The sequence below is a fragment of the Paenarthrobacter nicotinovorans genome (assembly GCF_007670255.1).
In the GTDB taxonomy this organism is placed as follows: Bacteria; Actinomycetota; Actinomycetes; order Actinomycetales; family Micrococcaceae; genus Arthrobacter; species Arthrobacter nicotinovorans_B.
This window is the reverse complement of record NZ_SZVS01000004.1, coordinates 336,007-358,508: the sequence shown is the minus strand read 5'-3', so window position 1 is coordinate 358,508 and position 22,502 is coordinate 336,007. Positions and strand designations below refer to the sequence as shown.

At 64.0% G+C, this 22,502-nt stretch carries 19 protein-coding genes and 1 riboswitch; of the genes, 11 read left to right on the top strand and 8 right to left on the bottom strand.

The features are described 5' to 3' along the window. Positions 1–5: 5 nt before the first annotated feature. Positions 6–2,849, bottom strand: coding sequence for an aminomethyl-transferring glycine dehydrogenase (gene gcvP, locus FDP28_RS08915; protein WP_144660704.1), 2,844 nt, complete (start codon positions 2,847–2,849; stop codon positions 6–8). A 149-nt stretch (positions 2,850–2,998) separates the two neighbouring features. Next, a riboswitch (glycine riboswitch) is annotated at positions 2,999–3,098 on the bottom strand. Between the two features lie 85 nt (positions 3,099–3,183). Next, positions 3,184–4,677: a PucR family transcriptional regulator gene (locus tag FDP28_RS08910; protein WP_144660702.1), complete on the bottom strand. Its 1,494-nt coding sequence runs from the start codon at positions 4,675–4,677 to the stop codon at positions 3,184–3,186. 149 nt (positions 4,678–4,826) lie between these two features. Between FDP28_RS08910 and FDP28_RS08905 the strand changes: the two genes are divergently transcribed. From FDP28_RS08905 to FDP28_RS08860, 10 genes are all read left to right on the top strand, one after another. Next, positions 4,827–6,209, top strand: coding sequence for an MFS transporter (locus FDP28_RS08905; protein WP_144660700.1), 1,383 nt, complete (start codon positions 4,827–4,829; stop codon positions 6,207–6,209). After that, positions 6,206–7,201, top strand: a complete 996-nt coding sequence (speB, locus tag FDP28_RS08900) for an agmatinase (RefSeq protein ID WP_144660697.1) — start codon at positions 6,206–6,208, stop codon at positions 7,199–7,201. The genes FDP28_RS08905 and speB overlap by 4 nt, the downstream gene beginning before the upstream one ends. Before the next feature lie 375 nt (positions 7,202–7,576). Next, entirely contained in the window at positions 7,577–10,282 is a 2,706-nt protein-coding gene (locus tag FDP28_RS08895) for an AMP-binding protein (protein WP_144660695.1), read from the top strand. Between the two features lie 76 nt (positions 10,283–10,358). Continuing rightward, positions 10,359–10,805, top strand: coding sequence for a large conductance mechanosensitive channel protein MscL (gene mscL / locus FDP28_RS08890; protein WP_144660693.1), 447 nt, complete (start codon positions 10,359–10,361; stop codon positions 10,803–10,805). Positions 10,806–10,874: 69 nt separating this feature from the next. Next, on the top strand, positions 10,875–11,753 hold the full coding sequence (locus FDP28_RS08885) for an ACT domain-containing protein (protein WP_144660691.1): 879 nt from the start codon (positions 10,875–10,877) through the stop codon (positions 11,751–11,753). Between the two features lie 403 nt (positions 11,754–12,156). Continuing rightward, positions 12,157–13,497, top strand: a complete 1,341-nt coding sequence (locus FDP28_RS08880) for an MFS transporter (protein ID WP_222120629.1) — start codon at positions 12,157–12,159, stop codon at positions 13,495–13,497. A gap of 98 nt (positions 13,498–13,595) precedes the next feature. Further along, a complete protein-coding gene (locus FDP28_RS08875) occupies positions 13,596–14,276 on the top strand; it encodes a GntR family transcriptional regulator (RefSeq protein ID WP_144660689.1) in 681 nt (226 codons plus the stop codon). Beyond that, positions 14,273–15,082 carry an aspartate/glutamate racemase family protein gene (locus tag FDP28_RS08870; RefSeq protein WP_144660687.1) on the top strand — a complete coding sequence of 270 codons (810 nt, stop codon included), beginning with the start codon at positions 14,273–14,275 and terminating at the stop codon, positions 15,080–15,082. Before FDP28_RS08875 ends, FDP28_RS08870 begins: the two co-directional genes overlap by 4 nt. A gap of 25 nt (positions 15,083–15,107) precedes the next feature. Next, positions 15,108–16,532, top strand: a complete 1,425-nt coding sequence (locus tag FDP28_RS08865) for an amidohydrolase family protein (protein WP_144660684.1) — start codon at positions 15,108–15,110, stop codon at positions 16,530–16,532. Between the two features lie 10 nt (positions 16,533–16,542). Then, entirely contained in the window at positions 16,543–17,268 is a 726-nt protein-coding gene (locus FDP28_RS08860; protein WP_144660682.1) for a maleate cis-trans isomerase family protein, read from the top strand. A gap of 42 nt (positions 17,269–17,310) precedes the next feature. Here the strand turns inward: FDP28_RS08860 and FDP28_RS08855 are convergent, their stop codons facing one another. The 6 genes from FDP28_RS08855 to FDP28_RS08830 form a co-directional block, all read right to left on the bottom strand. Next, complete coding sequence (locus tag FDP28_RS08855; RefSeq protein WP_144660680.1) at positions 17,311–17,658, bottom strand: hypothetical protein; 348 nt, start codon at positions 17,656–17,658, stop codon at positions 17,311–17,313. Between the two features lie 120 nt (positions 17,659–17,778). After that, complete coding sequence (locus FDP28_RS08850) at positions 17,779–18,033, bottom strand: hypothetical protein (protein WP_260842400.1); 255 nt, start codon at positions 18,031–18,033, stop codon at positions 17,779–17,781. Positions 18,034–18,143: 110 nt separating this feature from the next. After that, a complete protein-coding gene (locus tag FDP28_RS08845) occupies positions 18,144–19,517 on the bottom strand; it encodes an NAD(P)(+) transhydrogenase (Re/Si-specific) subunit beta (protein ID WP_144660678.1) in 1,374 nt (457 codons plus the stop codon). Then, a complete protein-coding gene (locus tag FDP28_RS08840) occupies positions 19,514–19,855 on the bottom strand; it encodes an NAD(P) transhydrogenase subunit alpha part 2 (protein ID WP_144660676.1) in 342 nt (113 codons plus the stop codon). The genes FDP28_RS08845 and FDP28_RS08840 overlap by 4 nt, the downstream gene beginning before the upstream one ends. Further along, on the bottom strand, positions 19,855–21,042 hold the full coding sequence (locus tag FDP28_RS08835) for an NAD(P) transhydrogenase subunit alpha (RefSeq protein ID WP_144660673.1): 1,188 nt from the start codon (positions 21,040–21,042) through the stop codon (positions 19,855–19,857). The genes FDP28_RS08840 and FDP28_RS08835 overlap by 1 nt, the downstream gene beginning before the upstream one ends. Before the next feature lie 227 nt (positions 21,043–21,269). Continuing rightward, the gene (locus FDP28_RS08830) at positions 21,270–21,605 is read right to left on the bottom strand and encodes a MerR family transcriptional regulator (RefSeq protein WP_222120628.1); all 336 of its coding nucleotides are present in this window, start codon (positions 21,603–21,605) and stop codon (positions 21,270–21,272) included. Between the two features lie 70 nt (positions 21,606–21,675). On the opposite strand from FDP28_RS08830, the gene FDP28_RS08825 reads away from it, so the two are divergent. Further along, a complete protein-coding gene (locus FDP28_RS08825) occupies positions 21,676–22,473 on the top strand; it encodes an amidohydrolase family protein (protein WP_144660668.1) in 798 nt (265 codons plus the stop codon). The last annotated feature ends 29 nt before the right edge of the window (positions 22,474–22,502 follow it).

Below are 22,502 nucleotides of genomic sequence, written 5' to 3'. Positions count from 1 at the left end.
GTCCTTTAGTTCTCAAAGTCTTCGATCGGAGGGCAGGAGCAGACAAGGTTGCGGTCGCCCGCAGCACCGTCAATCCGGCCGACCGGCGGGAAGTATTTGTCCTGCTTGAGGCTCGGCACCGGGAAGGCAGCCTGCTCGCGCGGGTAGTCGCGCTCCCAGGCGGAACTCACGACGGCGGCTGCCGTGTGAGGCGCGTTGCGGAGCGGGGAGTTCTCCACGGAGAAGTCACCGGCAGCAACCTGCTCGATTTCGGCCCGGATGGTGATCATGGCTTCGATGAAGCGGTCGATCTCGGCGAGGTCCTCGGACTCCGTCGGCTCCACCATCAGGGTGCCCGCCACCGGGAAGGCCAGCGTCGGAGCGTGGAAGCCGAAGTCGATGAGGCGCTTGGCCACATCCTCGGCCGTGACACCGGTGCGTGCCGTCAGTTCGCGCAGGTCCAGGATGCACTCGTGCGCCACGAGTCCACCTTCGCCCGTGTAGAGGACCGGGAAGTGCTCATCCAGGCGTGAAGCAACGTAGTTTGCAGCAAGCAGCGCCGACTTGGTGGCCTCGGTCAGCCCTTCGCCGCCCATGAGCTTCACGTAGGCCCAGGAAATCGGCAGCACGCCGGCGGAACCGAACCGGGATGCGGAGATGGCCACGCCACCCTCCGAGGAGGAAGCGTTGTTCGCATCACCGGGCATGAACGGAGCCAGGTGTGCCTTGGCTGCAACAGGACCAACACCGGGGCCGCCGCCGCCGTGCGGGATGCAGAAGGTCTTGTGCAGGTTCAAGTGCGAGACGTCCCCGCCGAACTTGCCCGGCTGGGCCAAGCCAACCAGTGCGTTCAGGTTCGCACCGTCAACGTACACCTGTCCACCGGCCTCGTGGACCGCGTCGCAAACCTCGCGAACGTCAGCGTCGTAAACACCGTGGGTGGACGGGTAGGTGATCATGATGGCCGAAAGCACGTCGCGGTTGGCCTCGATCTTTGCCGCCAGGTCAGCGTGGTCAATCGTGCCATCGGCAGCCGTAGCCACTACGACCACCTTCATGCCGGCCAGCACAGCCGAGGCAGCGTTGGTGCCGTGGGCCGAAGCGGGGATCAGGCAGACGTTGCGCTGCTCATCGCCGCGCGACAGGTGGTAGCCGCGGATCGCGAGGAGGCCCGCGAGCTCACCCTGCGAACCGGCGTTGGGCTGGATGGAGACCTGGTCGTAACCCGTGATCTCGGTCAGATCGGCTTCCAAACCGGAGATCAGCTCACGCCAACCCTCGGTCTGGTGATCCGGCGCGAACGGGTGGATCGAGGCGAACTCCGGCCAGGAGATCGCCTCCATTTCAGCCGTGGCGTTCAGCTTCATGGTGCACGAACCCAGCGGGATCATGGTGCGGTCCAGCGCGAGGTCCCGGTCGGACAGCTTGCGGATATAGCGCAACAGCTGCGTCTCGGAACGGTGCGTGTTGAACACCGGGTGCTGCAGGAAGTCCGAGGCACGGACCACGTCGGCGGGCAGTTCGAACCCGGCGGCGTCCCCTACCGGACCGGCACCGAAGGCGACGGCGACCGCGGAGAGGACCTCCGGCGTCGTGGTTTCATCAACCGAGACGCCGACGGTGTCCTCATCGATGTAGCGGAGGTTGATGCCGCGTGCCTCGGCGGCACCGATCACTTTTGAGGCCTTGCCCGGAACGCGGACGGTGAGGGTGTCGAAGAAGGAGTCGGCAACGAGTTCGCGGCCTGCCTTCTGCAGTGCGGTAGCCAGCACACGGGCGTGGCCGTGGACGGTTTCGGCGATCGCCTTCAGCCCATCCGGGCCGTGGTACACGGCGTACATCGAGGCGACGATCGCGAGCAGGGCCTGAGCCGTGCAGATGTTGGACGTGGCCTTCTCGCGGCGGATGTGCTGCTCGCGGGTCTGCAGGGCGAGGCGGTAGGCGGGAACGCCGGCGTTGTCCTTGGACACGCCCACGATGCGGCCGGGAAGCGTGCGCTCCATACCGGTGCGGACGGCCATGTACGCGGCGTGCGGGCCGCCGAAGAACAGCGGGACACCGAAGCGCTGCGCGGTCCCGACGGCGATGTCCGCACCTTGTTCGCCCGGGGGCGTGATGAGGGTGAGCGCCAGCAGATCGGCCGCGACGGTGACCAGTGCACCGCGTTCCTTCGCCGCAGCGATCACGGGAGCGTGGTTAAAGACCCGGCCCGAAACGCCAGGCTGCTGCAGAACGACGCCGTTGATGTCGCCGTCGGGCAATCCAGCGGAGAGATTCGCAACCAGGACCTCGAAACCGAGCGCCTCGGCGCGGCCCTTCACGATGGCGATGGTCTGCGGGAGGAGGTCGGCGTCGAGGACGGTCTTGCCGTCCTTCACAGCTTTGTTCGCCCGGCGCATCAGCAACACGGCCTCGGCCACGGCGGTGGCTTCATCCAGCAGCGAAGCGTTGGCGATCGGGAGCCCCGTGAGGTCCTGCACCATGGTCTGGAAGTTCAGCAGGGCTTCGAGGCGGCCCTGGGAAATCTCGGGCTGGTACGGCGTGTAGGCGGTGTACCAAGCGGGGGATTCGAGGATGTTGCGGCGGATCACCGGAGGCGTGACGGTGTCGTAGTAGCCCTGGCCGATCATCTGCACGGCAGTCTTGTTCTTGGCCGCGAGCTTGCGGAGCTCGGCCAGGACTTGGGTCTCGCTCAACGCCTTTTGCAGGGTCAGGGGCGAGGACTGGCGGATGGAATCGGGGACGGCAACGTCCACCAGGCCATCGACCGAGTCGTAGCCGATCGCCTTGAGCATGGTGTCAATGTCGGCCTGGCGACGGGCGCCGATATGCCGGTCCGCGAAAGCGGTTGGGGAGGATTGAACAGTCAAGAGGAACTCCAGGATTCAGGCGCCCAAGGGACGCCACGATGAATAGGGGTTCCTCCCCGCTCTGTATTGGACCTGAGAGATTCCGTGGACTTGGTTGCCCACTTGCACCGTCGGTGAGCCCGGTTGCCCGGACTGCTTTCCAGAGTTGCCTCGCCGCGGCGGTACATGGGCCTGAGAGATTCCTGGGGAGGATTTGCTCCTACGGCGCCTGACTGGATGTACCCGGCAGGACTCTCCCGCCGCAGATCAAAAGCGTGTGCGTCACGTCAGTGACACGCTTCACACCATAGCGGGTGGCTGCGAAAAAGTGCAAGGCGGTTGTTTCCAACACGGCTCAACCGTGCATCGCCTCGTGGATCTGCAAGGCCAGCCAGAGCTGCGCCAAGGTGGACGTTTCACCCATGTCCAGCCCCGTCAGTTCGCCGATTTTCCGGATTCTGTAGATGATGGTTTGCCGGTGCGTGAAGAGCGCCGACGCTGTCTTTTGCCAGCTCCGCTGTGAGTCCAAATAGGTCCTCAACGTGACCATCAGGTCCCCGTCCTGGCGCTGCTCGTACTCAAAAACCGGGCCCAGGAGCCGCTGCACCAAAGCGGTGCCTTCTTCGAAGCCGGTCAGCCCGAGCCAGCTCGGACCCTCGGCGTAGCGGGCCAGTCCCAGCTTGTTGGCCTTTGCCGATCCGAGAGCCCACAACGATTCCTGCAAGGCCTGCTGAAGTCCTGCGACGGAGGCCGGTGAGCTGACACCGATGACGCTTTCAGACCCGGCGCAGTGGACCAGGAGATCATCCGCGACGTCCGCAGCGACCACAACATGAAGCCGGTCGTTCCGCCGCAAGGAGGCCGCCGGAACGCCATGCCGCCAGAGCTCGACGTGCACGTTGGCCAGCCTGCCGCCGTCGTCCGCCGACATCGAGGCGACCACGAACTCCTGGGGAGGCACCTCGAAAGCCATCAACCGCCGCTCGATCTCGCCCGTTCCGAGCCGCCCATCGAGGGCCTGCAGCAGGAACTCGCCGGCCAGCCGGTGCCGGCCTTCGAGCGAGAGGACGATGCGCGCCAGCTGCAGTCCCAGCACGGTTGCGGCGTGCAAAAGTACGACGGCGTCAGGGTGCGGTTCGCTGCCGGGCAGCACTACGAGGAGCGCATTCGCGTGGGTGGGGATGTCCATGGTCAGCACGTGACGGCCGCGAATCTTGTGCCACTGGAAGTTCTTGCCCGCCACGGTCACGCGGCCCGGTTGCGGCGACCATTCCTCCACAGGGAACGCCGGCAGGGGATGGCCCTCCGGATGCCACGGATGCAGGCAGCGGCGGTCCACCACGAACAGCTCCGAATCCAGTTCGGTAGCGAGCCGAAGGACCAGGCTTTGCCAGTGATCCTCGGACGCGCCGGCGGTGCGCAGGAGGTCATAGACGCGGGCTGTCTGGCGGAGACGGCGGGATTCTTCGAGCAGCGACGACTCGGCTACGGACCTGGCGATCGCGATGAACGGGAGCGGGTAGGGGATGTTGATGAGGGGCAGGGCCAGCCGCTCACAAGCAGCCAGGAACTCAACTGTCAGCGGAGGCGCGTGCATCTTCTCGCCGATCGCCAACGCGCTGGCACCGGCGTCCACCAGGGCCTCAGCAAGCTCCACCTGTCCTTGCGAATCCGCTGGAATGGAGAGGCCGTTGGTCATCATGAGTTCCCCGCCGGTGACCCATTCCCACAGCCGCGGGAGGTCGGAGGTGTGGGCCCAGGTAACGCGGTTGCCAGTGCCCGCAGATCCGGCCAGGAGCGTCAGTCCGAGTTGCGGTTCAGCCACGAGTTCGGCGACGGTGATGGCCATTTCTGCGTCCTGTCTTGCTCTTAGACATTTGTCTAGGTGACTTCGTCAGATGTAAACAATGAATGAATATACCCGGTGACCTGTATCACCAAAACTGGAACTACTTACTTCACCGCTCAAAGACGAGCATTCACGAGAGAGGGTTGGCAATGAGCGCAACCAGCAACCTCATTGATGACGCCCCACTAACCCGGTTCCACAAGAAATTGACGTTCTTCGCGTCCGGCGGTCCGTTCATCGACGGTTACGCGCTGTCCATCATTGGCATCGCACTCATCACCATGGCCCCCGGGCTGGAGATGACCCCCGCTGAAATTGGCCTGGTGGGTGCGGCAAGCCTGGTGGGCATCTTTTTCGGCGGCGCCATCTTTGGTTGGCTGACCGACAGGATCGGCCGCCACAAGATGTACATCGCGGACCTCATCGCGCTTGCGGTGTTTTCCGTCCTGAACGGCTTTGCCACCGACATGTGGCAAGTGGTCTTGTGCAGGCTCTTCCTGGGCATGGCCATCGGCGCCGACTACCCCATAGCTACCTCGCTCCTGGCCGAGTTCCTTCCCAAAAAACATCGCGGACGCCTGCTCGGTGCCACGTTCGTGGTGTGGGCCATAGGTGCCGCGGCGGCTTACGCCGTCGGCTACTTGTTGCGCGATGCGGGACCGGAGGCCTGGCGCTTCATGGTTGCCAGCCCGGCTGTCTTCGCCATCATCACGCTGCTCTGCCGGCTCGGCACGCCTGAGTCTCCACGGTGGTTGCTATCACGAGGGCGCCGCGATGAGGCCGATGCCGTCCTCAAGAAGGTTTACGGCCCTCAGTATGGACTGGCTGATATCTCTTCCGACAGCGAGGGACCCTTGAAGCAAGGCAGCTTCCTGGATATTTTCCGAGGTCAGTTCTGGAAGCGGACCCTGTTCGTCTCCATCTTTTGGACAGCACAGGTCATTCCGTTGTTTGCCGTCTACACTTTCGCCCCGGACCTGCTGACCTCGTTTGGCATGCATGGCGACGCCAACCTCTACGGTGGCTCATTCCTGATCTCCATGCTGTTTGTTGTCGGCGGCATTCCCGGACTCTGGCTTGTGGAGAAGATCGGGCGCCGAAAGCTGCTTTTGTGGACGTTCGGGATCATTGTTGTTGCCTTAGCCATTCCGGCTTACATCCCCAATGTGGAAGCCGCACCGCTCTTTATTGCCCTGGCCGTCTTTGCCCTGGCGTCCGGAGCATCGAGTTTCCTTGAAGTCGTCTACCCCAACGAGCTCTTCCCCACGGAAGTCCGCGCCACGGCCGTCGGCTTCGGCACCGCCATCAGCAGGGTGGGATCGGCGGCAAGCACTTACCTGATGCCATTGGCGATCGTGTCGTTTGGCGCGGCCGGATCGCTTCTCATCGGCGCGGTCATTTCGCTGATCGGGCTCATCGCCACCTTCCTCCTGGCTCCCGAAACGGCAAACAAGTCCCTTTCGGAGCTCACCACCGAACACCAGCCCAGCACGTCCAATGACAGCAAGATCAACGAAGGATCCCTCTCATGACCACGCACCAGCCCATCGGCCCCGTCGACGCAACCAAGGTTCCCCGTTACGCCGGCCTCGGCACCTTCGCCCGACTCCCCCAAATCGACCGCGTCCCCGACTACGACATCGCCATTGTGGGCGTGCCGTTCGACGGCGGCACCTCCTTCCGGCCCGGGGCGCGTTTTGGTCCTGCCGCGGTCCGCGAGGCATCGCGGCTCCTGCGCCCGGGCTACCACCCGGAGCTCGACGTCGAACCCGTGTACGAAGTCCAGGTTGTTGACGCAGGCGACATCGCCTGCACCCCCTACGACATCACCCGCGCCGTCCGCGAAATCGAGGAACAGGCCCTGCCCCTCATCAGCGAATCGAAGCGCTTGGTATCCATCGGCGGCGACCACACCATTGCCCTGCCGATGTTGCGGGCACTGAACAAGGTCCACGGGCCGGTTGCGCTCCTGCACTTCGACGCCCACCTGGACACGTGGGACACGTACTTCGACCAGCCGATCACGCACGGTACCATCTTCCGCCGCGCCTTCGAGGAGGGCCTTCTTGTTGAGGACAAGTCGATGCACGTGGGTATCCGCGGACCTGTCTATGACCGCAACGACTTCCTCCGGGACCACGAGTTCGGCTTCCAGATCATCCGCTGCTCGGACCTGGACGTGCTCGGTGTGCCGGCCGCCATTGAGCGGGTCAAGGAACGCCTAGGCGACACGCCCGTCTACGTTTCCATCGACATCGATGTCCTCGATCCTTCCTATGCACCCGGCACTGGAACTCCGGAGATGGGCGGCTTGCATTCACGCGAGCTTCTCGCCCTGCTCCGCGGCCTGGATGGTATCAACATCGTGGGAGCGGACGTAGTAGAGGTCGCCCCTGCCTACGATCACGCCGACATCACCAGCGTGGCCGCCGCCACCGTTGTTTTCGACCTGCTGGCACTCATGGTCAACCGCGGGAAGACGGCGGCGCCGGCCAGTCTCGATCTTGAGGCCGCTGCGCTCTGACGCTTCGGCGCAGAAGCGCGAACAACCTTCCCAAAAACCGCGACGTCGGCCCCACCCGGGTGCCGACGTCGTTCGCTCGCCTCAGCGGCTAAATTCGAACCCGTGGCGAGGGTCCCGAAAAAACGGGTGGGATGTGAGCGAGCGTCCCGAAAAAACGGGTGGGATGTGAGCGAGCATCCCGAAAAAACGGGTGGGATGTGAGCGAGCGTCCCGAAAAAACGGGTGGGATGTGAGCGAGCGTCTGCTGATACCTTTCGCTCGCTCACATCCCACCGCCCATTCCCGATCGCTCGCTCACATCACACCAGCGTCATCTTCCCGCTCCCGGGCCAAATCCATTTGAGTTAGGTTAGCCATACCTTCTAAATTTTCCGGGTGAGTATTCAGCCCGATGTGGCCGGAGTAGCCTTTGCCGCGCGATTGGCATCGTTTGGAGACCGGCCCGCAGTACGCCTGGCAGCCCAAACAGTGACCTACGCGCAGTTGGCGTTTCGGGTCGAGGAGATGGCCAGGTCCTTTGGCGATGGCCGGCGCCTTATTGCCCTCGAAGCAGAAAACACGTTGCCTTCCCTCACCGTGTACCTTGCGGCTCTGGCATCCGGACAACCGCTGCTGATCCTCCCATCCGGTGGCGGGCAGGCTGCGGAAGCGCTGATCTCGGCCTATGAGCCGGATATCGTCGCACGGTCGGTGGATGGAGGCGTCTCGCTGGACGTACGCCGGGAGCACAGCGGTCACGAACTCCATCCTGACCTCGCATTATTGCTCAGCACTTCCGGTTCAACGGGTGCCCCGAAGCTGGTGCGCATCTCGGCAGGGTCGATCCAGGCCAACGCGGCCGCCATCGCCCAGTACCTGCACCTCCGCCCGGAAGACAGGGCAGCAACGACGCTTCCGTTGTCCTACTGCTACGGCATGAGCGTCGTGAACAGCCATCTCCTGGTGGGGGCGTCGATAGCGCTTACCGATCTGTCCGTGGTGGATCCGTGCTTCTGGGAGCTGATGCGGCGCGAATCCGTGACCTCGTTCGCCGCCGTTCCCTACACCTTCGATCTTCTGGAGCGTGTGGGCTTCGACCGCATGGACCTGCCCAGCCTGCGGTACATCACCCAGGCCGGAGGGCGTTTGGCGCCTGAACGGGTACGCAGCTACGCCCAGCTCGGACAGGAACACGGCTGGGACCTCTTCGTCATGTACGGCCAGACCGAAGCGACGGCCCGGATGGCGTACCTCCCGCCGGACGAGGCCGCAGAGCATCCTCATGCGATTGGCATACCTGTTCCCGGGGGATCCTTCCGGCTGGAACCTGTCCCGGGGTTGGACGATTGCGAACTGGTCTACTCCGGGCCAAACGTCATGCTGGGCTACGCCGAACACCCGGCGGACCTCGCCCGCGGCCGGGAGATCACCGAGCTGCACACAGGCGACCTCGCCCGACTCGGGCCTGGTGGGCTCTACGAAATCGTTGGCCGGCGCAGCCGTTTCGTCAAGATTGTGGGGCTGCGGATCGACCTGGGGCAGGTCGAGCAGATCCTCCAGGATCTCGGCGTGACAGCGGCCGTGGCCGGGACCGACGTCGGACTCGTCGCCGCCGTCGAAGGTAACCACGAGATCCCGCTCCTGGCCAAAACGCTCGCGCACGATCTCGGCGTCCCGAGGTCGGCCCTGACGCTGTGTCGCGTGGAAACGATCCCCCGCCTGGCCAACGGAAAAACGGACTACCAGGCCATTCTCGCCCTCCCCCCGGTGGATGCCGACGCGCCTCCGGGAGCTACCACCCCGACTGGGGAGAAGCACGACGGCGGCGGCGTAGGTTCCGCAGCGACGTCACCGGACGATGCACGCAGGATCTTCATCGATGTCCTGGAACGGGCAGACGTGGCGGATACGGACACTTTCGTTTCCTTGGGCGGAGATTCGCTGTCTTACGTCGCAGCCTCGGTCAGGTTGGAGCGCGCCCTCGGCTACCTTCCCCATGGATGGCACCTGATGCCCGTCTGCGAACTGACGCCCGCCGTCGAACGCGAACGCAGTGGTGCCGGCGGAACGAACGGCGTCCACCCTAAGAAAAAGCCCAATGCCGGGTCCGGCGTCAGGGAACCCCAGGCTTCAACCGGCCCCGGACGAAAACGGCGCCCCAAAAAGCTCATGGCCCGCATGGAAACCGGAATCGTCCTTCGCGCCGTCGCCATCATCTTCATCGTCTCCTCCCACGTTGGGTTGTTCCGGTGGGAAGGAACCGCGCATGTCCTGATTGCCGTGGCTGGCTACAACTTTGCCCGTTTCCAGTTGGCGGGAGCACGTCGTGAACGGTTAAGGCGCCACATCAAGACTGTCGCGCGCATCGCGTTGCCCAGCATCGTGGTGATCAGCGTGGCCTTCGCGGTGACTGACGATTACGGCTGGCACAACATTTTCCTGCTCAACACCTTGGTGGGTCCGCAGGGTTGGACCGACATGTCACGGTTCTGGTTCATCGAGATCCTGGTTCACATCCTTCTGGGCATGGCTGCCCTCCTGGCCATTCCGGCGTTGGACAGGGCCCAGCGACGGTGGCCCTGGCTGCTCCCCTTGGCGCTTGGGGGCCTGGACCTGCTGCAACGCTTCGACGTCGTAGAGCTGCCGTATCCCGGCCAGGGTCCGGTGCTGTGGCTCTTTGCGTTGGGTTGGGCGGCCGCGTTGTCCAAGACCTGGTGGCAACGCGCGGCCACCACAGTGGCGGCCTTCCTGACCATCCCCGGTTTCTTCACCAGCGAGCCACGCAGCGCGACAGTCCTGGTTGGCTTCCTCGTGCTTCTATGGGTAGCCACGCTGCCTGTGCCACGGGGTTTGCGTCGGCTTACAGCGCTGCTGGCCAGTTCCTCCCTGTATATCTACGTGACCCATTGGCTCGTCTATCCGGTGATCGTCGAGGCCAATCCCGGGTTGGCACCCCAAGCTACCCTCGGCTTGGCCGTGGTGGCATCGCTTGCCGCGGGCATCGGCTATTGGGCGCTGGTCACCAAAGTCATGGGCGCCGCGGAAAGGTGGCTGGGCCGCCGTCGTCAGCTTCCCAGGCGATCGCAGCGGCAACCGGCGTGACATCCCGCTGATACGCGGGAATGGTAGTTTGAACTCTGCTCGAGCCATACGCCCCGTACCGACCAGAGGACACTCCATGTTTAAGGGTTTCAAGGACTTCATTCTCCGCGGCAACGTGATCGAACTGGCCATCGCGGTCGTCATCGGCAGTGCCTTCACGGCACTGGTAGCCGCTTTCACCAACAACATCATCAATCCGGTGATCGCCGCGGCCGGTGGCGTCAATGCGGACGGGCTGGGCTTCCGGATCTGGCCGGACAAAGAGGCTACGTTCGTCAACATCGGGGCAGTCCTTACGGCCCTCGTGACCTTCCTGATCACCGCCGCCGTTGTCTACTTCATCTTCGTGGCGCCCATGAACAAGATCAACTCCATGGTCAAGGACCGCCTGGCCACTGCGGAGCCCGAGGAAGAGCCGATTCCGGCCGACACCGCCCTCCTGGCCGAGATCCGCGACCTCCTCAAGGACGCCGCAGACGCCCGCAGCGCCAACCGCGACCTGGACGAGGACCCGATCCGCTAGGCAGCACCCGCCGCGAGACCGTGACGCAGGAGCAACGCAGACGAAACACCCGGACGGCAGCATGGGTTCATGAAGCCCAATGCGAGCGCTCCCGTCACCGCCGACCTCCTGTGCGAGGTCTGCGGCCAGCTGCCTGAACCTCCCAAGGCCCGGCTCACGCTGGCCAACATCGTCGTCATGCTGCCCATCGAGCTGTTGGTGCACGCGGCAGTGGTGGAGACCCATCTGCCGTATGTGGCCAAGGTCCTGCTCCTGACCGTCACTGCGACTGTCCTGGTGATCTGGGTGGCCGAGCCGTCTGCCGCCAAAGTATTGCGGCGTTGGCTGCATGCCCCGGCGCTCAAACACCGCCGCAGGCTGCAGACAGCACCCGCTCTCTGGCGTGCCCGGACCTTGCTGCGCGACCAACCGGGTTCGCTGCAAAAGATCACACAGTCCCTCGCCCGGCTGGAGACGAACATTCTCAGCATCCACGTCCACCCCATGGATGGCGCGGGACTCCCCGGCAGCGTGATGGATGAGTTCGTCCTGTCCGCACCGGGGCATCTCACCGAGCAGGAACTACTTCAGGCAATGCACGACGGCGGCGGGCGTGAGTCCCATGTCTGGCCCACCACTGCGCTGGCCATGGCGGACGGACAGACCAAAGCCCTCAGCCTCGCGGCCCGGATCGCCGGCAATCCGCAGGAACTGCCTTTGGCCGTCGCCGAACTCCTGTCCGCCAAGGTGGTGCCTACAGGTACTGAACACCGGGCGCTCGAGGTGAGCACCGGCGTCGAGCGTTCTGCAGACATCCTCAAGATTCCCACCGCCTGGCATGGCCCACTCTTGTTTTCCCGTCCCGGCGAGCCGTTTACTCCGGCGGAGTCGGCGAGGGCGCACAGGCTGGCCGAACTGGCTGAGATCCTGGCATACAGCCCGGGGGTCGGAAAGTCCGCCACGGGCTAGCGGTATCCCAAGCGCCGAGTCACTTCCCGAAATCCTAGGCAAAGCCCCGCCTTCCCTTCGCGGGTAGGCGGGGTTTTCCCATGTCAAGGCTCTGCCGAGAGGTCTCAAGTGCGCGGCAACAGGTTCTTAAGCCCGCCTCGGTCACATTCTGCTGAGACGATCTGTATACCAAACCCCTTGACAGTGCTTCCCGTCACATCTAACTTTGATTTTGGGATCCCAAAACGGGATCCCAAAAGATCCACTACCGGCTGCGGCCCGGCTCAATCATCGGGCAGGGACCGCAACAGTTGCCGCCGGCACGGGTCAGGCTGCAGCGGTATCCCGCCCGGCTCATCCCCCCAAAAGCCCCAAAAAGCCCTAAAGACATTCCCACCCGTTGACTCCTACTGAAGGAGAAGCTGTGTCTCTCGAAAACACCCAAGTGGCAACCCAGGACAGCGAGCAACAACCCGGCAAGGACGGCGTGCAGCGCCGCACGAACGTCCGCTGGAAGCTCTTCATCCTGTTGTTGGTCCTGGTCGCGGTCAATTACATCGACCGCGGTTCCATCTCCGTGGCACTCCCCATCATCCAAAAAGAATTCAACCTGGCTCCCGAACTCGTCGGCCTGCTCCTCTCTGCCTTCTTCTGGACCTACGCCCTCATGCAGATCCCTGTCGGCTGGCTGATCGACAAGTTCGGCCCCCGCAAGGTGGTCACGGCGTCCTGCATCGGCTGGGGCGCAGCAACGGCCGCGTCCGGTTTCGCCGGAGGCTTCCTGAGCATGTTCATCGCCCGCCTGGGCATCGGCGTCACCGAAGCAGGCGTCATGCCCGCCGGCGGCAAACTCAACGCCATCTGGATGCACAAGAAGGAACGGGGCCGCGGCGCCACGATCCTTGACGCAGGCGCTCCCCTCGGCGCAGGCCTTGGCGGCATCCTCATCACCTGGCTGATCGCTTCCACCGGAAGCTGGCGCATGTCGTTCATCATCGCCGGCGCAGCCACCATCCTCATGGGCCTGGCCGTCTGGTGGTACATCCGCGACAATCCCCGCCAGCACAAGGGCGTGAACAACGCTGAAGCGGACTACATCGAGGCTTCCCATGCTGAGGAAGACGCAGAAGCCGCCCGCGAAGGCGCCCAGGGCAAGCGCGCACTCCTGCCTTACCTGAAGTTCCGCTCCTTCTGGGCAATGTGCTTCGGCTGGCTGGGCTTCAACGGCGTGTTCTACGGCCTGCTGACGTGGGGCCCGCTTTACTTGGCGCAGGCAAAGGGATTCGACCTCAAGACCATCGGCTGGTCCACGTTCGTGATCTTCGGCGCCGGGTTCGTCGGCGAGATCCTCGGTGGAACCATTGCGGACAAGTGGCGTGCCGCCGGTGCTTCGGCCAACAAGGTCATGCGTACACTGCTGGGCATTTCCAGCGTCGTAGTGGTGGGCGGACTGGTTGGTGTCACCGTCGTCGCTGACCCGATCACCGCCGTCGTGCTTCTTTCGGTAGTCCTGTTCTTCCTCCGCTGGGTCGGCCTGTTCTGGTCCATCCCGTCCATCCTGGGCGGCCGCACCAACGCCGGCGTCCTCGGTGGGGCAATGAACTTCAGCGGCAACATTGCCGGGTTCATCACTCCGATTGTGGTAGGCCTGATTGTCGGGGCAACCGGCTCCTACACCTGGGCATTGATCTACTTTGTTGGGTCCGCGGTAGTCATGGGCGTCTCCGTCCTGGCCCTGGATTACAACAAGCGGCTCCCGGTCTGACTCGCACTCACCGGGCCGGCCGAGGGTCCTGAACCACCCAACGCCGGACACCGCCGGGCCGGGCGCATCGCCTTACACATCACGGAAATGGAGCTGACATGCTGACCGCAGAAGACACGAACACCACGGACCGCCCCCTCCGGGAATCCGTGCGTGACACGCTCCGTACCCGGATCTTCGAAGGCCACTATGCGCCCGGCACCCGGCTGGTGGAGCGGGACCTCGCCGCAGAGTTCAACGTCTCCCGCCTCCCCATCCGCGAAGCCCTTCGGATGCTCCGGCAGGAAGGGCTCATCCGGGACCGCTCGGGGCGGGGCACCGAAGTGAGCGGCCTGAGCCCCAAGGATGTGGAGGACTTGTTCGATGTCCGCCAATCCCTGGAAGTCCTGGCCTGCCGGCTCGCCGCGAAGCGCGCCACGCCGGAGGACCTCCAACACCTTTCCGGGCTGCTGGACCAGGCCGAACACTTCCTCGCCAAAGGCTCGGTCCTGGAAGCCCACCGCGCCAACAGCGAATTCCACGATGCCATCACCGGCATCGCCAACAACGACTTTCTCCGCTCGGCACTCGAACCCCTCCAAGGCCGCATGCACTGGCTCTTCCGCCACGTCAGCGACCTCCCGGAACTGATCCGCGAACACCGCGAACTCTACGCAGCGATCGCCAGCGGTGACGCCGACCGCGCCGCCGCCCAATCGGCGTCGCACGTTGGAAAGTACCGCGACCAGTTCCCCGAGGACTACAGCGCCACGGAGCCCCAGCTACGGAAGAAACCATGAAACTCCTGGTCATCAACCCCAACATCAGCGACGACGTCACGGCGCTCATCGAGGCCGAAGCCCTCCGTTCCGCCAGCACGGACACCGAGCTGATCGTCCGGACCGCCGGGCACGGCGTCGAGTACATCGAGACGCGCTTCGAATCGCTCATCGCCGCTGGTGCCGTTGCGGAGCTGATCGCCGAATACGCGCACGACGGCGGCACATCAGCTGCGCACGCCGGCGCGGCTCCCGCCGTGGACGGCATAGTGGTGGCCGCCTTCGGCGACCCGGGCATGCCCGCGCTGAAGGAACTCGTGGACGTCCCGGTCATCGGGATCACTGAGGCCGCCCTGTGCGCAGCCGCGTTGCAGGGCCAGCGTTTCTCCATCATTGCCATCTCGGACCGCATCCAGGCCTGGTACCGCGATTGCGTGGAGCGCTTCGGCTTCGGCGGCCGCCTCGCGTCCATCCGTTCCATCAATCAGTCCCTCAACTCAATCGGCTCGGTCCAGGCGGATTTCAAGGAAACCCTCCTGGCACTGAGCCGGCAGGCCGTCGCAGAGGACGGCGCCGACGTCGTGATCCTGGCCGGTGCGCCGCTCGCGGGGCTGGCCCGTGAGCTCGAAGGCCGGATCCCCGTGCCCGTGGTGGACGGTATCTCCGCCGGTGTGCGCATGGCCGAAGCCGTGGTGTCGCTGAAGTCCGGCGTCCACCGTGGTGGTTCTTTCGCGGCCCCGCCGGTGAAGACCCGACGCGGCCTCTCCGCCAACCTCGACGCCGCGCTGACGGCCGCCCAATCGGCCCAGCTCTCGCCCACCGCCTAAGACACTTCAGAAAAGGAGGACGATGATGTCCCAACTCCCAGACCTCGTGATCGCCAACGGCACCGTGGTGAACAGTTTCGGGCGGCAGGCCGCCCATGTGATCGTCGACGCCGGCAAAGTCACCTCGCTGATTGATGCATCGGAACCCATACCTTTGGCTGCTCGGACCATTAACGCTGCCGGCATGCTGGTCATCCCCGGCGGCGTGGACGGACACTGCCATGTAGCCCAGGTAACCGGCCGTTTCCGAACCCTGGATGATTACAACATCTCCTCCACAGCTGCTTTGTGGGGCGGAACCACCACCATCATCGACTTCGGCATCCCCCGCGATGCCCAGGAAACCCCGCTGGATGCAGCCCTCAACAAGAAGCGCCTCGCCGCGGAATCCCGCTGTGATGTTGCCCTGCACGGCTCGGTGATCTCGTGGGACGAGACCGTGCCCTGGCAACTGGAACAGTTGGCTGCCGAGGGTATCCGCTCAGTGAAGATGTACACCACCAACCGCGGATCGACCATGGCGGACAACGACACCATCCTTAAGGTGATGCGTGAGATGGTGCGGCTGGACGGCCTGACCTACATCCACGCCGAGCACGACGCCATCATCAGCGACTGCACGGAAGAGCACGCCGCGGACGGACTGATCGGGATAGAGCATCTGCACCGCACGCGGCCCGAGCTCGCCGAGGAGATTTCCGTCAAGGAAACATTGGCCATGGCCGAGTACACGGGAGCCCCTGTGTACTTCGTGCACCAGTCCACGCCCGGCGCGGTAGATCTGGTCAGCGAGGCCCGAACGCGGGGAATGGAGGCGTATTCCGAAACGTGCCCGCACTACCTCACCCTGGACGACACGGTCTACGGCTCAACCTTCCCTGAGTGGTACGCCTGCTGCCCGCCCATGCGCAGCGCCGAAACTGTAGCTGCGTTGAAGGAACGCCTCGCAGCTGGCGCCATCCACACCGTTTCCTCGGACCACTCCTGCTACGACCTCTCCCAGAAGCGGGAACGCACGGACGATGTCCGCTTCATGCCCCACGGCCTGCCCGGCGTCGAGACCCGCATGCCTGTCACGTTCACTGCCCTGGTCACCGAGGCCGGAGGTTCGGTGGAGGACTTCGTTGAGGTCTTCTCGGCGGGTCCAGCCCGGATCAACGCGCTCCCTTCCAAGGGAGCAATCGTGGAGGGTTTCGACGCGGACTTGGTGATCTTCGATCCCGCCGCACAGCGAACCGTCGACGGCGGTGCGCTGCACATGGGGACTGATTTCTCGCCTTTCGAAGGGAAGACGCTGAACGGTTGGCCCGCCGTCGTGGTTTCCGCCGGACGCGTGGTCCTGGATGGCGACGGCTTCCACGATCCCGGCCCCGTGGGCCGTTTCGTCTCGCGGAACGGTTTCACCGAGCACCGCGATGCCCTTTCCGCACCCACTTCCGCTTCTGTCTAAGGAGTCCCTCATGCCTACCCTTGACCGACCCACCCGCATCGGCATGATTGTGCCGTCCTCCAACACCTGTCTGGAACCACAGACGTACCGGATCCTCGGCGAGCGCCGGGACGTCACCGTCCACTCCACGCGCATTCCCGTCACCCGTATTGCCCTGGATGACTCCTCGGACAAGCAATTCGATGCCACCGTGATGCGCGACGCGGCCGAACTCCTGGCCACCGCGAATGTGGATGTCATTGCCTGGAACGGGACCTCGGGTTCCTGGCTTGGAGCTGAACACGACCACGCAATCGTCCGCGAGATCACCGAAGCCACCGGTATCCCCGCAACCACGTCGACGCTTGCCTATCTGGCAGCATTTGGGGCGTTCAGCACCGAGCGGATTGGGCTGTTTACCCCGTACACCTCCGACGTGAATGACGCCGTGATCGCTTCCTACGACCGCGAGGGCATCAAGACAATCGACCACAGGCACTTGGATCTCAGCGACAACGAGTCCTTCGCCCGGGTGACGGACCAGGAGATGCTGCCCGGCTCCCTCGAATTGGCCGCCTCTCATCCTGATGCCTTGGTGTACCTCTGCACCAACCTGTACGGCGCCAACATCACGGCGGAGGTGGAGGCCCGCACCGGAGTACCCGTTCTCGATTCCGTGGCGGTCACCCTCTGGCATGCCCTGAAACTGGCCGGGGCACCGCTGCTGGACCCGAAGTGGGGCCGACTGCTGGCTTGATGGAAGGACGGGACGTCCTCGGGCTACCCGGTGTGGATCGGCTCAGTCCTTGTCGATCAGCTCGAGGAGCTTGCCCAGGGCGTCCCGGATGTCGTCGTAGTCGTTTTGACCGGCCCGGCTTTCCGCAGAGATGACTCCACAACGGTGGATCTTCTTGAAGTCGCCGATCGGGAACTTGTAGTGGCCCTTTTGGTCGTCGGGGTGTTCGTCGTCGACACCGAGGTACCACTTGCCGTAGTCAGCGAAATCGTGCTTGTCCAGGAAGGCGTTCTCCTCCTTGGTGGAGGGTGCGTGCTCGCTCCAGTCATCACGTTCGTCCTTGACAGCCTTGCCGTCGCGGATCAGGTGCTTTGCGTTCTCGAATGCCTTCTTGTTGAGTTTTACGGTCATTTTCTCAACCCTCGATTCGGAGTGCATTGGTAAAAGGACAGGATGCTTCTTACCTTTCACCATATGCCGATGGCCCACCACTCCGAAAGCGTCGGCACCGCAGGAAGCAATAGCCCAGCCCTACTTGAGGAGCCGCACCCTGATACCTGTGCCCCGCTCCTTTAGGACCATCCGGCGGCCGATGGGCCCTTTCTGCCGAAGCCACAGGACATTGCCATCAAAGGTCACTGCATCCACGATGCCCTCGTCCACGATCTCCTTTCCGCGGAGGATCTGGACAGTTTGGCCCGCGAGCAACTTCCAGTCGGACACCCGTTTTCCGGCAGCCCGGTCAAAACGCGCCCCGAACAGCGAATTGTTCCCACCCTCTTGCAACGGATCACTCCTCGCGTCTACAAAACCCTTTACAGAAGGTGTGCCGCCAAGGCGGAAATTCTGACGCGATTCCCCAACTTATTTAATTTATATCCACAACTTAATCGGCTTCACAGCGCCTTCACCGCACCAAGCACCTTGGTCAGGGAGTCCTTGGCATCGCCGAACAACAACGTCGTTTGGGGTTCATAGAGAAGATCGTTCTCGATGCCCGCGAAGCCGGGGCGCATGGAGCGCTTGAGGAACACCACTTGACGGGCATCGGCAACCTCCAGGATGGGCATCCCGTAGATCGGCGAGCCGGACGTGGTCTTGGCAGCAGGATTCACAACGTCGTTGGCGCCGACCACCAGGGCAACATCCGCGGTCTTGAACTCGGAGTTGATGTCGCCCATTTCCTTAAGCGACTCGTACGGCACATTCGCCTCGGCCAGCAGTACATTCATATGCCCCGGCATGCGTCCGGCCACGGGATGGATCGCGAAGTCGACTTCAGTTCCGCGGGATTCCAACGCCAACGCAAGCTCCGCTGCCGTGTGTTGACCTTGGGCCACGGCCAAGCCGTAGCCGGGCACGATGATCACCCGCTGCGCATAGCCCAGAAGCACCGCCACGTCCTCTGCGCTGGACGAGCGCACTGGACGCTCGCTCACCGCGGTGGATCCCGCCGTCGAACCTCCCTTGAAGGCGCCAAACAGGATGCCGGCGACGCTGCGGCCCATGGCCGCCGCCATGGCCCGGGTGAGGATGGTGCCCGAGGCGCCCACCAACGTACCGGCAACCACAAGCAGCACATTCCCCAGCACCAAGCCCGAAGCGGCCACGGCCAAGCCAGTAAAAGCGTTGAGCAGCGAAATCACGATCGGCACGTCGGCGCCGCCCACCGGAAGGACCAAAAGGACACCAGCCACGAGTCCCAGCAACAGCAACACGAAAGCCCAGCCTGGCGCTCCGCTGGCAATAACCACCACACCGGCAGCAACAGCCGCCAGCAACACCACAGCCATCAGCACCGGAAGCCCCGGAAAGGTGACAGGCCGCGTGGTCATGATCCCCTGCAGCTTGGCAAAAGTGACCGCCGAGCCGGCGAACGACACCGCGCCAACCAGCAACGTGAACACAATGGCCAGGCGCACCCAAGAGTCCTCCGTGTGGGTTAATTCAATCAGCGCTACCAATGCTGCGGCACCGCCACCCACCCCGTTGAACAAGGCAACAAGCTGCGGCATCTGGGTCATTTGCACACGTCGTGCCACCGGCGCCGCGATCCCGGAGCCCACCACGATCGCCCCGAGGATCCACGGAATGTTGTCCAGTTTCACGGACAGGAAGACTGTCAGCACAGCCACCAGCGCCCCAAATGCGCCAATCAGGTTGCCGCGGCGCGCGGTTTTCGGCGAGCTGAGCCCCTTCAGCGCGAGGATGAAACACACCGCCGCGGCCAGATACAGCAGGGCGGTCCACGTCGGGTTCAGGAGCGTCACGGTCGGCGCCCCTCTGCTGCCCGGCCTGCCTTCCCCGCCGTGTTAACGTCCGACGGCGGTCGCTGCCTTCCGTGAAACATCTCCAGCATGCGGTCGGTCACCACGAAGCCACCCACGAGGTTGGCCGTTGCAAGGACGACAGCCAGGAGCGCCACCGCCAAAACCCACGGCTCGGAAGCCTGCCCCGCCACGATGATCGCGCCCACCAGGATGATTCCGTGGATGGCGTTGGCCCCGGACATCAGGGGCGTGTGCAGGGTGCTGGAGACCTTGGAGACCACCTCGAATCCCACGAACACCGCCAGCACTGTGATCGTCAGCAAGCTCAGGCCATCCATCAATGCACTCCTTCCGGTCCATGTACTTCCCCGGCCGTCTCCCCGGCGAGCGCCGCGAGAGCTTCCGCCGTGGGCGCATGCCGGATGACGCCGTCGTGCGTTAAGCAGGTGCCTGACACCACTTCGTCGTCGAAATCAAGGGCGACCACCCCGTCCTTCGTGATGAGCGCAAGCAGGTTGGAGACGTTCTTGGCGAAGAGACGGGAGGCATCGGCGGGCATGGCGGACGCGGGATCCTTGAGGCCGACCAGAGTGATGGTGCCTTGGCCGTCGGCGGTGGGAATGTGCTGGTCCTGCCCGGGAATGACACCCTCCACGTTGCCGCCGGACTCCGCCGCGAGGTCCACCACCACGGACCCGGCGCGCATGCCCTGCACCATTTCGCGGCTCACCAGCAGCGGCGCACGCCTACCGGGAACTGCCGCGGTGGTGATGAGGACGTCTGCTTGGGCAACATGCGGGGCGAGGCGGGCCCGTTGCAGCGCACCCCGATCGGCACTGAGCTCGCGGGCGTATCCTCCGGAGGCTTCGGCGGTTTCGAGGTCGAGTTTGATGAAGGTGCCACCCATTGACGCGACCTCGTCGGCCGAGGCTGGTCTGATGTCGTTGGCGGAGACGCGGGCCCCAAGACGCTTGGCAGTGCCGATCGCCTGCAGCCCGGCCACACCCGCGCCCAAAACAAGCACGCGGGCCGGCGGGATGGTCCCCGCGGCGGTCATGTACAGGGGAAAGAACCGGGGCAGGCGCATTGCTGCTTCGAGAACACAACGGTAGCCGGCAACGAGGGCCTGCGAGGTCAGCGCATCCATCGACTGTGCCCGGGAAATGCGGGGCACCAGCTCAAGGGCGAACGACGTGACGCCCCCTGCGGCGAGCGCGCGCACGGTAGGCAACTCCGACGACGGCGACCCCAACCCTACGGTGACGGCGCCCCGGCGGAGGGCTCCCGCCGTCGTCGGATCCATTGGACGCACATGGCAGTAGATGTCGAGCGTGCCGAGGTCCAGGGAAGGAACGACGACGGCCCCGGCGTTTTGGTAGTCGGCGTCGCTGTGGCCGGAGGCGACGCCGGCACCGGACTCGATCTCGACGTCGAGTCCCAGCCCGGTCAGCTGCTTGACCGTTTCCGGCGTGGCCGCCACCCGCCGCTCGCCGTCGAGCGCCTCGTGTGCAATGCCTGCTTTCAACGCCGCCCCTCTCCGGAACCGACCAGAACGTGGTTGCCACGAGTTTATGCACGCGGGCGGGGCGGCGATAGGCGTAGGGAGGTTTGAAAATGTTCGAATTCTGGAATTCGCGCACCGAGGGCGGGAACATTGTTCGCAGGTGCCCTGAACGTATCCGGAACGTCTCGGAAGCTACCACCCCCTGGACCCCCAACGGGATACTCAACGAGGAGACCTTCCATGTCCAGCTACTTCCGGAGTGCTCGCAGGCGGCTTCGCGCCAAGGCGAGCTCGGCGGCTCGTTGATCAAGCTTGGCAATCTCGGCATCGATACGTGCGGACGCAACTTCGCACCGCGGGGCGATCCCGTCGATGTCGTGGCAGGGTGCAACCACGGCGATCGCGTCCAGAGCCAGCCCTGCTGCCAGCAAGTCACGAATCAGCGCAACCTGTCTGACCTGATCTTCCTCGTAGTCGCGATACCCGTTTGCGAGCCGATGGGACCGGATCAATCCCGCAGACTCGTAATGACGCAGTGACCGCGGTGAGGCACCGGTGATTTGAGCCAGCCGCCCGATACGCACGATTGTGCTCCTCTGACTTGACCTTGACATTGATGTCAGAGTTTAGCGTCGTAGTGAACAGAGAGGAACCATGATGATCGACATTCACGCGCACGTAACCGCCGACTTTGACTCGTACCGGCAGCGAGCCGAGGAAGCTGGCGTCACACGACCTGTCCTGCTATCCACCTCAGTACATCCCGAAAACGCTGCGACACTGGCGGAAGTCCGGGCCGAATTCGACAGCTTGGCGCAGTTACTCGACGGCGCTGACACCCCCGACGCGCTATACAAGAGAAGTCAGCAAGAAGTCCTGGGCGCACTGGCTGTCTGGCCCGAGGCAGTGACGATGCGCAAGATCCCCCTTGAATGGGATTACACGCGCATTCTGGCGGCGGCGGGGGACGCCGTGGCCGATCCCCGCACCGTGGGATTCGGTGAGGTCACGCCTGCGGGTGGTCAAGGCGCGTTGATCGAAGCGGTCGTGCGGGCATCTGCTGAGACCGCAGCCGGCAGACCGCTCCCCGTCCTGACACACGGAATCGCGCCGAACAACGCTGACGACCTGCGCGCATATGCAGCTGTCGCCACCCGCTATCCGCAGGTGCCAGTCATTATTGGAGCGTTCGGTGGGCTCAACAGCATGCTCGCGGTTGACCTTGCCATTCAGCACACCAACGTCTACCTGGACCTATCTTCCGCATTGCAGCTGTTCGTCGTTCGTGCCGCGCTCAAGGAGCTTCCGGACCGGTGCCTGTTCGGGTCGAACACCCCCTATGGGGATGTACTTGCCGCGCGGGACACCATAGAGGCGGCAACAAAAGACCGCGCCGTCCGCTCTCGCGCGCTCAAGCAGAACGCACAAGAGCTGTTCGGCCTGGCTAACTAATCGAACTTCTCACTAGCGAGAGCCCATCG